General features: G+C 44.2%; 15 protein-coding genes. 12 read left to right on the top strand and 3 right to left on the bottom strand.

What is annotated here, in order from left to right; genetic code table 11:
• Window positions 1-76 precede the first annotated feature (76 nt).
• The 3 genes from ACPD8L_RS06035 to ACPD8L_RS06025 all read right to left on the bottom strand — a co-directional run bounded on the left by ACPD8L_RS06035 (window position 77) and on the right by ACPD8L_RS06025 (window position 1,773).
• A complete protein-coding gene (locus tag ACPD8L_RS06035) occupies window positions 77-718 on the bottom strand; it encodes an RNA polymerase sigma factor (RefSeq protein ID WP_293301396.1) in 642 nt (213 codons plus the stop codon).
• Between the two features lie 320 nt (window positions 719-1,038).
• The gene (locus ACPD8L_RS06030; RefSeq protein ID WP_116218705.1) at window positions 1,039-1,257 is read right to left on the bottom strand and encodes a hypothetical protein; all 219 of its coding nucleotides are present in this window, start codon (window positions 1,255-1,257) and stop codon (window positions 1,039-1,041) included.
• A gap of 15 nt (window positions 1,258-1,272) precedes the next feature.
• Complete coding sequence (locus ACPD8L_RS06025) at window positions 1,273-1,773, bottom strand: DinB family protein (protein ID WP_423942506.1); 501 nt, start codon at window positions 1,771-1,773, stop codon at window positions 1,273-1,275.
• A gap of 276 nt (window positions 1,774-2,049) precedes the next feature.
• On the opposite strand from ACPD8L_RS06025, the gene ACPD8L_RS06020 reads away from it, so the two are divergent.
• The 12 genes from ACPD8L_RS06020 (at window position 2,050) to ACPD8L_RS05965 (ending at window position 12,856) form a co-directional block, all read left to right on the top strand.
• On the top strand, window positions 2,050-3,012 hold the full coding sequence (locus tag ACPD8L_RS06020; protein ID WP_181898252.1) for a helix-turn-helix transcriptional regulator: 963 nt from the start codon (window positions 2,050-2,052) through the stop codon (window positions 3,010-3,012).
• Window positions 3,013-3,091: 79 nt separating this feature from the next.
• Window positions 3,092-3,940 carry a methylated-DNA--[protein]-cysteine S-methyltransferase gene (locus ACPD8L_RS06015; protein WP_423942504.1) on the top strand — a complete coding sequence of 283 codons (849 nt, stop codon included), beginning with the start codon at window positions 3,092-3,094 and terminating at the stop codon, window positions 3,938-3,940.
• A gap of 21 nt (window positions 3,941-3,961) precedes the next feature.
• On the top strand, window positions 3,962-4,675 hold the full coding sequence (locus tag ACPD8L_RS06010; protein WP_423942502.1) for a 2OG-Fe(II) oxygenase: 714 nt from the start codon (window positions 3,962-3,964) through the stop codon (window positions 4,673-4,675).
• A 1-nt stretch (window position 4,676) separates the two neighbouring features.
• The gene (locus tag ACPD8L_RS06005; RefSeq protein WP_423942500.1) at window positions 4,677-4,940 is read left to right on the top strand and encodes an Ada metal-binding domain-containing protein; all 264 of its coding nucleotides are present in this window, start codon (window positions 4,677-4,679) and stop codon (window positions 4,938-4,940) included.
• Window positions 4,909-5,538 (top strand): alpha-ketoglutarate-dependent dioxygenase AlkB family protein, encoded by a 630-nt coding sequence (locus ACPD8L_RS06000; protein ID WP_423942498.1) that lies wholly within the window; start codon window positions 4,909-4,911, stop codon window positions 5,536-5,538. The genes ACPD8L_RS06005 and ACPD8L_RS06000 overlap by 32 nt, the downstream gene beginning before the upstream one ends.
• A gap of 151 nt (window positions 5,539-5,689) precedes the next feature.
• Complete coding sequence (locus ACPD8L_RS05995) at window positions 5,690-6,145, top strand: (2Fe-2S)-binding protein (protein WP_421809717.1); 456 nt, start codon at window positions 5,690-5,692, stop codon at window positions 6,143-6,145.
• Between the two features lie 29 nt (window positions 6,146-6,174).
• The gene (locus tag ACPD8L_RS05990) at window positions 6,175-8,382 is read left to right on the top strand and encodes a xanthine dehydrogenase family protein molybdopterin-binding subunit (protein ID WP_423942496.1); all 2,208 of its coding nucleotides are present in this window, start codon (window positions 6,175-6,177) and stop codon (window positions 8,380-8,382) included.
• Between the two features lie 424 nt (window positions 8,383-8,806).
• A complete protein-coding gene (locus ACPD8L_RS05985) occupies window positions 8,807-10,261 on the top strand; it encodes an arginine decarboxylase (protein WP_423942495.1) in 1,455 nt (484 codons plus the stop codon).
• A 19-nt stretch (window positions 10,262-10,280) separates the two neighbouring features.
• The gene (gene speB, locus ACPD8L_RS05980) at window positions 10,281-11,219 is read left to right on the top strand and encodes an agmatinase (RefSeq protein WP_116218084.1); all 939 of its coding nucleotides are present in this window, start codon (window positions 10,281-10,283) and stop codon (window positions 11,217-11,219) included.
• Entirely contained in the window at window positions 11,212-12,186 is a 975-nt protein-coding gene (locus tag ACPD8L_RS05975; RefSeq protein WP_293301371.1) for a deoxyhypusine synthase family protein, read from the top strand. The genes speB and ACPD8L_RS05975 overlap by 8 nt, the downstream gene beginning before the upstream one ends.
• 2 nt (window positions 12,187-12,188) lie before the next feature.
• On the top strand, window positions 12,189-12,497 hold the full coding sequence (locus ACPD8L_RS05970; protein WP_293304796.1) for a hypothetical protein: 309 nt from the start codon (window positions 12,189-12,191) through the stop codon (window positions 12,495-12,497).
• A gap of 53 nt (window positions 12,498-12,550) precedes the next feature.
• The gene (locus tag ACPD8L_RS05965; protein WP_147300845.1) at window positions 12,551-12,856 is read left to right on the top strand and encodes a hypothetical protein; all 306 of its coding nucleotides are present in this window, start codon (window positions 12,551-12,553) and stop codon (window positions 12,854-12,856) included.
• The last annotated feature ends 28 nt before the right edge of the window (window positions 12,857-12,884 follow it).

Here is a 12,884-nt window from a genome sequence, read left to right as displayed (position 1 = left end):
TGGAGACCAGTATATTGACATCAAACAAAGTTTTTGAAAGTACAAGGGCAAGGTTTTGAAATAATGTTGATTGTCATTATTTGACTGGAGCCTCAGCATATTTTTTTAACTCGGACAGTGATCGGTACATCAAATTCCTCACGGCCCTTACACTGGAAAAGCCCATAACTTCTTTAATTTGGGAATACGAAAGTCCGTTGTAATAGAAATAATAGATTACCTCACGCTGCCTTTGGGTCAGTTTGTTCAGGGAGTCTTGTATCAATGCTACCTGTTCCGTGTGAAACTGTTTGTTCACAAGTAAGCTCTCATGTGATGGGGTGACCAAAAAACCAAAAGATTCATTGGATAGGTCAAAGTCCATCTTCTTATTCTTTTTCTTTTGTTTCTTTTGCTCGGTAATAATCTTGTTTCGGTAGCATTTAATTAGGAAAGCCTTTACAGATATTACTTTGTGTAGGTCGTGCCTCTTTTTTCTTATGGAAATGAAAGTTTCCTGAAGACAATCCTTGAGGAGGTCCGTGTCTCCTGAAAATTGCCGACCTAAATTATAGAGCGATTGAAAATAATGGTTGTAGATCTTAACAAATGCAGACTCGCTGCCGTCACAGAATAGCTTCCATTCCATGGCACAATCAAAAGACTTCGAAAAATCCTGAGAAGAACTTTTCTTATCATTATAATCGTAACCTTCCGAAATGCTAGGTATTAATGACATTATGTTAAGAGGTTGATAATATTTTCCTAATATAGAAAAAAAAACGTAAGTCCTACTTTTTATATCGGATTCATTTTGTGAAATATTTAACAGAGCTTTAATGAGGGTATGATAAAATGATCGAATAACCTTAATTGGCAAGGCCTCCGGTAAATGGGAGACCTTGTCCATGTGAGTGAAATAATTTTTTGGCAGGGTGAAGATTTAACTTTTAGACCTGTGCATTGAATGTAATTTCCTACAATTCTCACTGTAGGGGTATTTGCTGTTGTGTTATGGAAACAAGCCAAAGGGAGAGCTGGGAAATGGTTTTGGGGAAATTAATGCAATTCCTCGCAAACAAACCCATTTTTCTGGAGGAGGGAGGAAATGGTAACGGCCCCAATATTTTGGGTTTCGACCCGGAGAATGTTGTCACAATCCTCCAGGTCAAAATTCCATTCCCCATTCTTGTCCACCAACTCATTTAATTTAGGTTTGAGCCTTTTCACTCCGCTTTGGTCAAGGACGGATGTTTTAAATACTAGAACGGTCTTCATATTCATATAGATGCATTAGTTCCTTTCCCAAAAAAATGGAGGCTCTATCCCCAAAGACCGTAGGTAAACATATCCTTGGCCACGATGGTGGATTTCATTGTCTATAAAATAGAAGATTGAAGATTGTACCGAACCTTCGTACTGACCAAATAGGACAATGTTTTCCTGAAAGCGCTCCAACGTGATCTTGTTCCAAAGCGTGGTGATTTCCTCCGTGGATGCATCCCAGGCCTCTAGAACCTTTGCCTTGCTGTTTCCGTGGTCAAAATGTTCCTTAAGCTCTGAAGTCTTACCCGAAACAATTTCCTGTAGCCCAGGAACGGCAATGCCCAAGAGCTCATTCACCATTTCCGAAAATGGACGCATCCCTCCAATGGAGTGCGTAAAGAGTTCTTTTTCTGGAAATGCTTCGATGACCCGGCGTGTGACCTTTCTGTGTCCTTGCCAATGTTCCAATAGTTGGGAAGGCGTGATTACTTGTGTTGCTTCTTTTTGTTGTTCCATTGTTTTTTCCATGATACATGATTTAGATTTTGATTGTGGAACCAAAGGTAGAAGTGGGGTGTGACAGCCCTGTGTCAACAGAAAAAAACTCCTCAAAAAAAATGGTGATGACATAGGGTTGTCATATCCCATACAGAATTTTGTATGCTGTGAAGTTGCGTGTGCTCCTTGGAAATCCATATGCGGGCAGCTTCTTTAAAATGGATTTTAAAACGAATTAAAATGAAATGGAAATGGTCTCCCGTCCTTGGATTGAAATCCTATCTTTGGGAGATAGCACATTCGATTATGGGAATGGATACCGTAAAACGTTTTGATAGGATTGTGGCGATTTTGATCCAATTGCAATCCAAACGTATTGTAAAGGCACAGGAATTGGCCGATCGTTTCGAGGTGAGTCTTCGGACCATATATAGGGACATTCGCACCTTGGAGGCCTCTGGTGTACCTATTGTCAGCGAGGCAGGGGTAGGCTATTCCATCATGGAAGGGTACCGGCTGCCCCCGGTAATGTTCACCCGTGAGGAAGCCGGGAGTTTTGTGGCTGCGGAAAAGCTTATGCAAAAGTTTACCGACAAATCGTTGGGGGCCTACCATGAGTCGGCCATGTACAAGCTCAAATCCGTTTTGCGGGGAAGGGAAAAAGCCTGGGTCGAGGCCTTGGAATCCCAAGTGTCCATTATGCCGGGCAAGGAACTCTTTAATGAAAAGGTTCCCAACGCCCTCGAGATTCTGTTCGAGAGCATTGCGGAAAAAAAGCAGGTCTTTTTGCGATATGGGGCCCTACAGACAGAGATTCCTTCGGAACGGAAGATAGAACCCGTGGGACTCTTCAACGAAAATGAGTTTTGGTACATTTTGGGCTACTGTCATTTACGAAAGGATTACAGATATTTCCGAACGGATAGAATCCACAGGATTGAACGCACACCGCTTGATTTTGTATTGGAGCACGGGACTTTGGATGAGTACCGTCAAAAGGAAAAGAAACCGCCAAAGATCAAGGTCAGGATATTGGTAGATAAAACGGTGGCCAGATATATACAAGGAAGTAGGAAACACTACGGTTTTGTTTCGGAAACCCAAAAAGGAGAGTTTGTGGAAATGACCTTTATGTCCATGGATTTGGATAACGGTTTTGCCCGATGGTATTTAATGTTCGGGGATTTTGCCAAGATAGTTGAGCCAGAGGCCCTCAAGGAAAGGGTGGTGGAGTTATTGAGGAAAAGCCAGGAAATGTTGCAGGGATGATCCTTGGATTCCAAGTGAGCAAGAATCGGGTTTTGAAGCAAAGTGAAGTCCTATACTTTTGGTTTCAAATCGTATAGTTATGGAAACCCAGGCAGATTACAATTACAAACGAATAGCGAAGGCCATTGATTTTATCAGGGACAACTTCAAGGAGCAACCCACCTTGAATCAAGTGGCCGAGACCGTACACCTAAGCCCATACCATTTTCAACGTCTATTTACGGAATGGGCGGGCGTAAGCCCCAAAAAATTCATGCAGTACATCAGTGTAGAATATGCAAAACAGTTGCTGAAGGAACGACATACCACTTTGTTCGATACGGCCCAAGAAACCGGATTTTCAGGGACCAGTAGACTTCACGATTTGTTCATAAACATTGAGGGAATGACCCCGGGAGAATTTAAAAACGGAGGCGAGAACCTGACCATCAATTATAGCTTTGCCGAAAGTCCATTTGGCCCTTTATTGGTGGCATCGACTCCCAAAGGAATTTGCCATATGTCTTTTATCAATGATGAGGCCCAGGCATTCGAAAGCCTGAAATCCAGATTTCCAAAGGCCAAGTATCATCAAATGTTGGATAAGAACCAACAGGATGGCTTGTTCATCTTTCAACACGATTGGGAAAGGTTGGACCAGATAAAACTCCACCTGAATGGGACCCCATTCCAACTAAAAGTATGGGAAACACTCCTTAAGATTCCCATGGGAAATCTATCCACCTACGGGAATATTGCACAAAGTATCAATCAACCCAAAGCGGCTAGGGCCGTAGGGACGGCCATAGGAAACAATCCCGTTGCCTTTTTGATTCCCTGTCATAGGGTTATCCAATCCTCGGGCCAGCTCGGTGGATACATGTGGGGACCTACGAGAAAGAGCGCCATCATCGGGTGGGAAGCGGCCCAAACGGAGACCTCAAGCTAATTCAAACAGAATCCATTAAAAATGAATGACCTCATATCAAAAATCCATAAAGTGGACTGGTCGCTTGTGGAAGAAAATCTACATGCCAAGGGATTTGCCTTGGTGCCCAATTTGCTCACTCCAAAGGAGTGCGATGGGTTAAAAGTGATGTACAACAACCCTAGTGGTTATAGAAAGACCGTGGTCATGGAACGTTACCGGTTTGGATTGGGAGAGTACAAGTATTTTGACTATCCTTTGCCTGAGATCATCCAGAGCATTCGGGAGACCATATATCCTTATCTAGTACCTGTGGCCAACCTTTGGATGAAAGCGTTGAAAATGGAAAAGATATTTCCCGACACCCATCAAGAACTGATGGAACAATGCAAGGAACAAAACCAGTTGAAACCCACTCCCTTGATATTGAAATACGGGGAAGGAGGTTTTAATACCTTGCATCAGGACCTGTATGGCGATGTCTATTTTCCGCTTCAAGCGGTATTGTTTTTGAGTGAACCCGGCGAGGATCATGAGGGCGGGGAATTTGTCCTGACCCAGCAAACACCCAGAGCCCAGTCGAAAGCAATGGTCTTAAGGCCCAAAAAAGGAAGTATGGTTGTGTTCACCACCAATTTTAGACCTGTGAAAGGTCAAAAAGGATATTACAGGGTAGCTGTGAAACATGGGGTTAGTGAGGTCTCCGAAGGGGAACGCTATACCTTGGGAATCATTTTTCACGATGCGATAAGTTGATATGCTGTACCACATCCATCTGGAAGATTTTGAGGTAAGAATAGGAATTAGGCAAAGAGAAATCACATATGCCGGCCATAAGAAGTTGAAGATTTATGGTACCTTGAAGTGTACATCGGGCAAACGCATGAAGCATGAAAACCGTGTCTTTTTCAAAACCGGGCAAGAAGCCATTTCTTTGGGATATAGACCCTGTGGGCATTGCATGCGGATGGAATACAAACTATGGAAAGATGAACTTGTTCTCCCATCAAAACAACCCTGACCAAAATTGGCTGCCCCATGATGGTATCGTAAACTATCATGGACCCATTTTGGCGTATGATCAAGCCAATGCATACTATAAAAAGTTGATGGATGCCATTGCTTGGAAAAATGATGTGGCCATCATCTATGGCAAACGCATTGAGACCAAAAGAAAGGTGGCCTGGTATGGAGACTTGCCTTTTGAGTATACCTATTCCAATACCACCAAACTGGCATTGCCTTGGACCCCCGAGCTTCTTGAGCTTAAAAAAATGGTGGAGGAACACACAGGGGAAAGCTTCAATTCCTGCTTGTTGAACCTATATCATTCCGGGGAAGAGGGCATGGCTTGGCACAGTGATGCCGAAAAGGACTTAAAAAAGGATGGCACCATTGGTTCCTTGAGCTTTGGGGCGGAAAGAAAATTCTCTTTTAAACATAAAACCACCAAGGAAAAGGTTTCCATTGCCCTGGAACATGGAAGTTTGTTGGTGATGAAGGGAACCACCCAAACCCATTGGTTGCACCGTTTGCCTCCAACCAAAATGGTAGGGTCTCCAAGAATCAACCTGACTTTTCGAACGATAGTGGGTTTTGATGACAGTACCCATTTTTAAAACACATATTTAAGAAAGTATAAAACCCTGGTTGTGCAAACTGATGGAAGGAGTGGTATTAAAGCAAACATGTTAATTTTTTGGTAGATGTTTGATTTTTACAACCGCTACGTGATTAAAATTTTATAAATTCAATGGAATTTTTGAGACTATGGCAACATTTACACTGAACATCAACGGAAAAAAACAGGAGGTGGACGTAGACCCCTCCACGCCCATACTTTGGGTTCTTCGCGATCATTTGAACATGGTCGGGACAAAATTTGGTTGTGGCATCGCCCAATGCGGTGCCTGCACCATTCATTTGGACGGAACGGCCACGCGTTCTTGCATATTGCCCGTATCCAGTATAGGGGACAAGAACATCACGACCATTGAAGGGCTTTCCGAAAATGGGGACCACCCCGTGCAAAAGGCATGGTTGGAAGTGGACGTGCCCCAATGTGGGTATTGTCAAGCAGGACAGATTATGACGGCATCGGCCTTATTGGAGAAGAATCCAAATCCAACAGACGAAGAAATTGAAACGGCCATGAACGGAAATATTTGCCGTTGCGGTACCTATCTCCGTATCCGAAAAGCGGTGAAAATAGCTTCAGAATCTTAATCAAACCGGGCGAACATAAAACTACCACCATGACACTTGTAAAGACAAAAATAGGAAGACGATCATTTATCAGGAATACCGGTTTGGCCAGTGGGGGCCTTGTTTTAGGATTCAATTGGCTGGCATCCTGTAAAATGACCCCGGAACAGGTCAACGCCATGCCCAAGGAATGGTTTGAACTCAATGGATTTCTCAAGGTTGGGGATAATGGCATGGTCACCATCATGTCTCCCAATCCAGAAATAGGTCAAAATGTAAAGACAGCCATGCCCATGATCGTGGCCGAAGAGTTGGATGTGGCCTGGAAGGATGTCATTGTGGAACAGGCACCTTTGAACACGGACATTTTTACCCGTCAATTGGCAGGAGGAAGTCAATCCATTCGTCAAGGATGGGAAAGTTTAAGAATGACAGGGGCCACGGCCCGCCAAATGTTGAAAGAGGCCGCGGCACAAACTTGGCAGGTTCCCGTGGATGAGATCACGACAGGGGAAGGCATGCTTCACCATGCGGCCAGTGACAAATCGGCCGGATATGGTGAAATGGCCTCCATCGCTTCAGGTTTGGAGGTTCCGGAAGAAGTATCGGTGAAAGAAATAAGCGAATTCAAAATCGTGGGTACGGACCGAAAAAATGTGGACGGCCCCAAGATAGTGACCGGAAAACCTTTGTTCGGTTTGGATATTCAACGGGAAGGAATGCTCACCGCCATGATTGTGCACCCTCCCGCATTTGGAATGAAATATAAATCCATGGATGCCACAGCAGCCAAGGCCATGCCGGGAATCAAGGATGTGTTTCCCGTTGTGGTGTATCCCGAAGATGCTGAAAAACAATGGTCGGACGGAGGAGCCATCGCAGAACAAGTGGCCATAGTGGGCAATAGCACTTGGGAATGCATGCAGGCCAAAAAAGCTTTGGATATAGAGTGGGAAGAAGCCTCCACTTTGGAAAGCAGTGCGTACCATGATGAGGCATTGAACCAATTGTTGGACACAGCACCCAAGGAAGCGGCACGTAAGGACGGTGATGTGGATCAGGCTTTCAAAAGCGCTACCAAAATTGTGGAAAGCGTCTATACAGCTCCATTTTTGGCGCACAACACCATGGAGCCCATGAATTTCTTCGCCCATGTGACCTCGGAAAAAGCAGAACTTTTGGGACCCATTCAGACGCCGGAATTCCTGGAAAAGACCTTGGTGTCCGTATTGGGAATGCCCGCAGAGAAAATCGATATCATGATGACCCGGATGGGAGGAGGATTTGGTCGCCGCCTATACGGAACATTTGCAGTGGAAGCCGCTGTGATTTCCCAAAGAATGCAAGCCCCCATTAAATTGGTGTATACCCGTGAGGACGATATGACCCAAGGGACGTATCGCCCATCGTACAAAGTGCGTTATAAAGCCGGTTTGGATGATAAAGGCAATCTGATTGCCTGGCACGTAAGAGGTGCGGGAACCAATGATGATTTGATATTTGAAAACCGTTTCCCGGCTGGGGCCGTAGATAATTATTTGGCCGAAAAGCATAGCTTGCAGACCAATGTTACCACAGGGGCATGGAGGGCACCACGCTCCAACTTTATTGCCGGGGCTGAGCAAGCTTTTATGGACGAAGTGGCCGAAGCGGCAGGAAAAGACCCCATCGCCTTTCGTTTGGAGCTTTTTGATAGGGCGATAACCAACCCGGTTGGAGATCCCAAGAACAATGATTACGACCCAGAACGCTATGCGGGGGTTCTAAAATTGGTCCGGGAGAAATCCGGTTGGACCGGTGGGGACAACAATGGCAAATCAAGGGGTGTATCGGCCTACTACTGCCACAACTCTTATGTGGCCCAGGTGATGGACTTGACTGTGGATGGGGACAAACCTAATATCGATAAGGTGTGGTGTGCGGTGGATTGTGGAATAGTAATCAATCCGTTGAGTGCCAAAAACCAAATTGAAGGAGGAATTGTAGATGGAATAGGACATGCTACCTATAGTGCTTTGAGCTTCAGTAATGGCCAATCGGACCAAAAGAATTTTGATACATACCGATTGATCCGAAATATGGAAGCCCCCAAGGAAATAGAGAGCTTTTTTGTGGATAATGGCATAGATCCAACAGGATTGGGCGAACCTTCGTTGCCACCCATCATGGGAGCTTTGGCCAATGCGCTATATCGTGCAACGGGTAGGAGGTATTACCATCAGCCTTTTATAAATGACAAACCACCTTTGGTGGGCTGATATGAAACACTTTTTTGTGTACTATCTGGAGGTATTGTAATCTATGGGGAAGAAGTTTTTGGATTCAATACACTGAATATCAGTAAAATATAAGATATAAAATTTTTTTGTCAAAAAAGTTGTCGTATTCATTTTTTGTTTATGTTTGACCCATGAATGAGACCCCATAAAGGGTCGCATTGCCTATACTTTGAAAGCTTTTTTCATGTTCGGGCTTTTGGGAATAAGGAAGTCTACCCAAAAAGCCGTCTTAGGGATAAGACACCGAATCTTAGGGCTGACTTCCGAAATGCACTCCGTAATCCGTGATTTCTCACGGAGACCATTCTTTGTGGCCTATACCGTATTTGAATTTCGCATCTGAGAAGCTGTTCTCTTTCCATTCAATTTTTACCTATTAGTTTTTTAACAACGCGAAATACAAATGAAAACAAAATACATCGACTTGATCGAGCAGACTTATGATTTCCCCCAAGAGGAGTTCCAATTGGAGGACAACAAATTACAATTCCATGGTATTGACCTATATGATTTGGTACAGCGCTATGGAGCTCCCTTGAAGTTTACCTATTTGCCCAAGATTTCCGATAACATACAGCGGGCCAAAAAGTGGTTTGGAGAAGCCATGGAGAAACATGCTTATAAGGGAAAGTATCATTATTGCTATTGCACCAAAAGCTCGCATTTTGAGCATGTCCTTAATGAAGCCCTTAAAAATGACATTCATATTGAGACCTCTTCGGCCTTTGATATTGATATCGTGGAGCATTTGAAGAAAACCGGGAAGATTTCCGAGAACACCTATGTGCTTTGCAATGGCTTTAAAAGGGACCAATATGTGCAGAACATTGCCCGGTTGATCAACAATGGACATAACAACTGTATCCCGATCATTGACAACTACGAGGAATTGGAACTTCTTGGGGAGGCCATCGAGGACAATTTTAAGGTAGGAATACGGATTGCTTCCGAGGAAGAACCCAAATTTGAGTTTTATACCTCCAGACTGGGTATCGGTTACAAGAACATTGTGCCTTTTTACAATCAATCCATAAAAAGCAACCCCAAGGTTGAACTGAAGATGTTGCACTTCTTCATCAATACGGGGATTCGGGATACGGCCTATTATTGGAACGAATTGGTAAAGTGCTTAAAAGTGTACGTAAGCCTGAAGAAGGTTTGTCCTACTTTGGATAGTTTGAACATTGGTGGCGGGTTCCCAATCAAGAATTCCTTGGCCTTTGAGTATGACTATGCCTATATGGTGGATGAGATCATTCACCAGATCAAACAGGCCTGTGATGAGGCAGGGGTGGACGTGCCCAATATTTTTACCGAGTTTGGCAGCTTTACCGTAGGTGAAAGTGGAGGCACCATTTATGAGGTACTGTATCAGAAACAGCAGAACGATCGCGAAAAGTGGAACATGATCAACTCTTCGTTCATCACTACGATGCCAGATTCTTGGGCCATTAGCAAGCGGTTCATCATGTTGGCCATTAACCGATGGAACGAGGAATACGAGCGTATCCTGTTGGGTGGGCTTACCTGCGACAGTGATGATTATTATAACTCGGAACAGCATATGAACGCCATCTACCTGCCCAAATACAGAAAGGACAAACCGCTATATATCGGGTTTTTCAATACAGGGGCTTATCAAGAGACCATTGGTGGATTTGGCGGTTTGCAACACTGTCTTATTCCACATCCCAAACACATTCTGATCAACAAGGATGAAGATGGAAATATAGAAACCTCCGTGTTTGCGGAACAGCAGACCGCACAAGAGTTTCTATCCATCTTGGGATATGGAACCAAAAAAGAAGAGAACGTCTTGATAGACCCAAAAAAACTGCTGGTTTCCAGCAAAAACTGAATACGAATAATAAACTAAAATGAATACGAATAAAACATATGCCGGTATTCCAAAGGAATACGGTTCGGCCGAAAAGGCCAAAGTGGTATTGTTGCCCGTTCCCTATGATGGCACCAGTACTTGGGGAAAAGGTGCGGACAAAGGTCCGGATGCCTTTTTGGATGCCTCGGAAAACATGGAGCTATACGATATTGAAACCGATAGCGAGGTGTACAAGGAAGGTATTTACCTTTCTGAGCCCATTACGGATTTTGAAACCCCCGAGACCATGGTCCATGCGGTGCACAAAACCGTGAAGGAATACATCAAACGAAACAAGTTGGTGACTATGTTCGGAGGAGAGCATTCCATATCCATTGGTGCGATCCGGGCGTTTAATGAGTCTTTTGAAGATTTGACCGTACTTCAGATAGATGCCCATGCCGATTTGCGTAAGGAGTACTTGGGCACAAAGTACAATCATGCCTGCGCTCTTTATGAAGCCAATGAGACTACTAATTTGGTACAAGTAGGTATCCGTAGTATGGATCATGCCGAAACCTTGGTCATGGATAGGGATAAGGTGTTCTTTGCCCATGAAATGGTGACCGATGATTTTTGGATGGACAATGCTTTGGACTTGATGACCGATACGGTCTACATTACCTTTGATCTGGATGCGTTTGACCCTTCCATCCTTCCGTCCACAGGAACCCCTGAACCCGGAGGATTGTTTTGGTACGAGACCTTGGATTTCCTAAAAAGGGTGTTCGAGGAAAAGAACGTGGTAGGTTTTGATATTGTGGAGTTATGCCCCAATGAGGTGGACCGTTCCTCGGACTTTTTGGCCGCGAAGCTGTACTACAAAATGTTGAGTTATAAATTTTTAAAGAAAAACGATTTTCAGGAAGAAGGTTTTTCAAAGGCTGACGACAGTTTTAAAAAATCTTCCAATGCTTTAGACGATTACGATGAATAATAAAGGAGAAATATCACAATTCATTCAAAAATATTTCCTTCACTTCAATGCGGCCTCACTGGTCGATGCAGCGAAGGGGTATGAAACGCAGTTGGATCAAGGGGCCAAAATGCTGGTCTCCTTGGCGGGGGCGATGAGCACAGCAGAGTTGGGCAAGATTTTTTCAGAAATCATACGCCAGGACAAAGTACACATTGTCTCATGTACCGGAGCCAACTTGGAGGAAGACCTTATGAATTTGGTGGCCCATTCCCACTACAAAAGAATCCCAAACTACAGGGATCTTACCCCTCAGGAAGAATGGGATTTGCTGGAAAAGGGATTGAACCGTGTTACCGATACCTGCATTCCGGAGGAAGAGGCCTTTAGAAGGTTGCAACAGCATATTTACAAGCTTTGGAAGAAGGCCGAGGAAGAAGGAAAAAGATATTTTCCGCATGAGTATATGTACCAATTGCTCTTATCTGGCGTTTTAGAAGAGTATTACGAGATTGATATAAAGGATTCTTGGATGTACGCCGCTGCACAAAAAAACCTGCCCATTGTGGTCCCTGGTTGGGAAGATAGCACCATGGGGAACATTTTTGCCAGTTATGTGATCAAGGGAGAGTTAAAGGCCAGTACGGTAAAATCGGGTATAGAATACATGACCTTTTTGGCCGATTGGTACCAGAAGAACTCTGAAAATGGCATTGGCTTTTTTCAGATTGGAGGAGGCATTGCCGGGGATTTCCCAATCTGTGTGGTGCCCATGTTGTATCAGGATCTGGAGCAGACCGAGACTCCTTTTTGGAGCTATTTCTGTCAGATCAGCGACTCGACCACCAGTTACGGGTCGTACTCCGGGGCAGTGCCCAATGAGAAGATCACTTGGGGGAAATTGGATATCGATACTCCAAAATATATCATCGAGTCCGATGCGACCATCGTGGCGCCTTTGATTTTTGCCTACCTTTTAAATATGTAATGATGAAGAACAGGCAAACTTTAGGGTTAAAACGGGTGATCGTTGATTATAAAAAACTCAACCGGCATGTGCTGGACCTTTTGGTGGAGAAATATCCGGATGGGTATGATGATAGGGATATTGTCACCTACAGAAACAGTGACAATGAGATTGTGGAATGTATCGAGGTCAGGACCGAGGACACGGCATATTTGGTAAAAGTGAGCAAGCGATTGGTCATGGCCATGGAGGACCACGAAGAATCCGACAACGACAACGACGAAGAAACATCCCTGGACACGGATGGGTTGGAGACTTCCGAAGAGGAGTGAGCATCCAGTAAAAGGTCCAAACAATGAGTACAGATCATTAATTTTTTCAGTGTATGAAGACTATTTTTTTAATGTTTTTGTCCTTGGCAGCACTTTTGGAAGTGCCTACCACCCAGGAATCTGTTGTGGAGGCTACATTTAACGGTTATGTGGAGGACTTGTACGATTTCACCGATGCGGACGGATCTACTTATGGATTTGCGGAGATTGAACCCTCTGCGGCCCAAAAGTATGATTTAGATTCAACCGATTCAGTGGGAAAACTGTTCAGGGTTACCTACAAAGTTGATACCGCCATTGATGAAGACGAAGAAGAGTATGACATTCTTGTCATAGTGGATTTAAAAGTATTGGAATAATCAGATAAGGGCAGATACGCTCTGCCCT

Source organism: Flagellimonas algicida (assembly GCF_049629585.1).
Classification (GTDB): domain Bacteria; phylum Bacteroidota; class Bacteroidia; order Flavobacteriales; family Flavobacteriaceae; genus Flagellimonas.
The sequence above is the reverse complement of the archived record's forward strand: the minus strand, read 5'-3'. Positions and strand labels throughout refer to the sequence as shown.

What these genes read in the sequence shown, in the direction of transcription:
- ACPD8L_RS06035 (WP_293301396.1), bottom strand. Translation starts at nt 718, where the DNA reads ATGTCATTAATACCTAGCATTTCGGAAGGTTACGATTATAATGATAAG.
- ACPD8L_RS06030 (WP_116218705.1), bottom strand. Translation starts at nt 1,257, where the DNA reads ATGAAGACCGTTCTAGTATTTAAAACATCCGTCCTTGACCAAAGCGGA.
- ACPD8L_RS06025 (WP_423942506.1), bottom strand. Translation starts at nt 1,773, where the DNA reads ATGGAAAAAACAATGGAACAACAAAAAGAAGCAACACAAGTAATCACG.
- ACPD8L_RS06020 (WP_181898252.1), top strand. Translation starts at nt 2,050, where the DNA reads ATGGGAATGGATACCGTAAAACGTTTTGATAGGATTGTGGCGATTTTG.
- ACPD8L_RS06015 (WP_423942504.1), top strand. Translation starts at nt 3,092, where the DNA reads ATGGAAACCCAGGCAGATTACAATTACAAACGAATAGCGAAGGCCATT.
- ACPD8L_RS06010 (WP_423942502.1), top strand. Translation starts at nt 3,962, where the DNA reads ATGAATGACCTCATATCAAAAATCCATAAAGTGGACTGGTCGCTTGTG.
- ACPD8L_RS06005 (WP_423942500.1), top strand. Translation starts at nt 4,677, where the DNA reads ATGCTGTACCACATCCATCTGGAAGATTTTGAGGTAAGAATAGGAATT.
- ACPD8L_RS06000 (WP_423942498.1), top strand. Translation starts at nt 4,909, where the DNA reads ATGAACTTGTTCTCCCATCAAAACAACCCTGACCAAAATTGGCTGCCC.
- ACPD8L_RS05995 (WP_421809717.1), top strand. Translation starts at nt 5,690, where the DNA reads ATGGCAACATTTACACTGAACATCAACGGAAAAAAACAGGAGGTGGAC.
- ACPD8L_RS05990 (WP_423942496.1), top strand. Translation starts at nt 6,175, where the DNA reads ATGACACTTGTAAAGACAAAAATAGGAAGACGATCATTTATCAGGAAT.
- ACPD8L_RS05985 (WP_423942495.1), top strand. Translation starts at nt 8,807, where the DNA reads ATGAAAACAAAATACATCGACTTGATCGAGCAGACTTATGATTTCCCC.
- speB (WP_116218084.1), top strand. Translation starts at nt 10,281, where the DNA reads ATGAATACGAATAAAACATATGCCGGTATTCCAAAGGAATACGGTTCG.
- ACPD8L_RS05975 (WP_293301371.1), top strand. Translation starts at nt 11,212, where the DNA reads ATGAATAATAAAGGAGAAATATCACAATTCATTCAAAAATATTTCCTT.
- ACPD8L_RS05970 (WP_293304796.1), top strand. Translation starts at nt 12,189, where the DNA reads ATGAAGAACAGGCAAACTTTAGGGTTAAAACGGGTGATCGTTGATTAT.
- ACPD8L_RS05965 (WP_147300845.1), top strand. Translation starts at nt 12,551, where the DNA reads ATGAAGACTATTTTTTTAATGTTTTTGTCCTTGGCAGCACTTTTGGAA.